Origin of the sequence: Pseudonocardia terrae (assembly GCF_021343995.1) — a bacterium.
In the GTDB taxonomy this organism is placed as follows: Bacteria; Actinomycetota; Actinomycetes; order Mycobacteriales; family Pseudonocardiaceae; genus Pseudonocardia; species Pseudonocardia terrae.
In genome coordinates, this window is record NZ_JAJTTE010000152.1 from 1 (window position 1) to 1,155 (window position 1,155).

The 1,155-nt window shown below is 74.5% G+C and carries 1 protein-coding gene; it reads left to right on the forward strand.

Annotation, left to right across the window (positions count from 1 at the left end; genetic code table 11):
• The coding region (locus tag LWC33_RS34655; protein ID WP_233308937.1) for an NAD(P)/FAD-dependent oxidoreductase at nt 1-1,148 on the forward strand (1,148 nt) is incomplete at its 5' end.
• Nucleotides 1,149-1,155: the final 7 nt, after the last annotated feature.

Below are 1,155 nucleotides of genomic sequence, written 5' to 3' on the forward strand. Positions count from 1 at the left end.
TCTTCGAGCGCCGCCGGGTCGCCGCCGGGTCCTCGTGGGGCAACGCCGGGTGGCTCACGCCCGCCCTGACCACGCCGCTGCCGGAGCCGGCCGTGCTGCGCTACGGGCTGCGGGCCGCGCTCGACCCGGCCTCCCCGGTGTATGTCCCGATCAGTCTCGAGGCGAGCCTGTGGCGCTTCCTCACCGGCTTCGCCCGCCACTGCACCACCCGCCGGTGGCGGCGCGGGATGGTCGCCTACCGCGGCGTCAACCGGCAGGCCCTCGACGCCTTCGACGAGCTCGCCGCCGGCGGCGTCGAGGCCCCGACCCGGCCCGCCGACCCGTTCCTGGTGTGCTTCGCCCACGACGGCGAACGGGCGTCGCTGCTCGAGGAGCTCACCGAGCTGGAACGGCTCGGCCAGAAGGTCGGCTACGACGTCCTCACCGGCGACCAGGCACGCGATCTCGCCCCGGTCCTCACCGACCACGTCACGGCGGCGGTGCGGCTGCACGACCAGCGCTTCATCGACCCTCCGCGCTACCTCGCCGCCCTCGCCGACGCGGTCCGGGCCCGAGGGGCCGTCATCACGGAGAACCTCCGGGTCCTGGGCCTGCACGACGACGGTGGACACGTCTCCGTGCAGTGCCGCAAGGGCAACCTCCGCTACGACGTCGCCGTCATCGCCACCGGGGCGTGGCTGCCCGAGTTGGCCTACCCGTTCGGGGTCCGCGTCCCGGTCCAGGCCGGCCGCGGCTACAGCTTCACCGTGCCGGCGCAAGACCTGCCCGACGGCCCGATCTACCTGCCGGTGCAGCGGCTGGCGTGCACCCCGCTGGGCGAGCGGCTGCGGATCGCCGGGATGATGGAGTTCCGTGACCCGGACGAGCCTCTCGACCAGCGCCGCGTCCAGGCCATCGTGAACGCCACGCGGCCCTTCCTGCAGGGAGTGGACCTCGACGACCGGCGCGACGAATGGGTCGGGTCCCGCCCGTGCACGCCGGACGGGCTGCCCGTGGTCGGCCCGACCTCCTCACCACGGATCTTCGCCGCCGGCGGGCACGGCATGTGGGGCGTCGTCCTCGGCCCGCTCACCGGCCGGCTGCTCGCCGACGCCGTCGTCACCGGTTCCGTGCCGTACGAGCTGCAGGCGTTCCGGCCGCTGCGATGAGCCGACC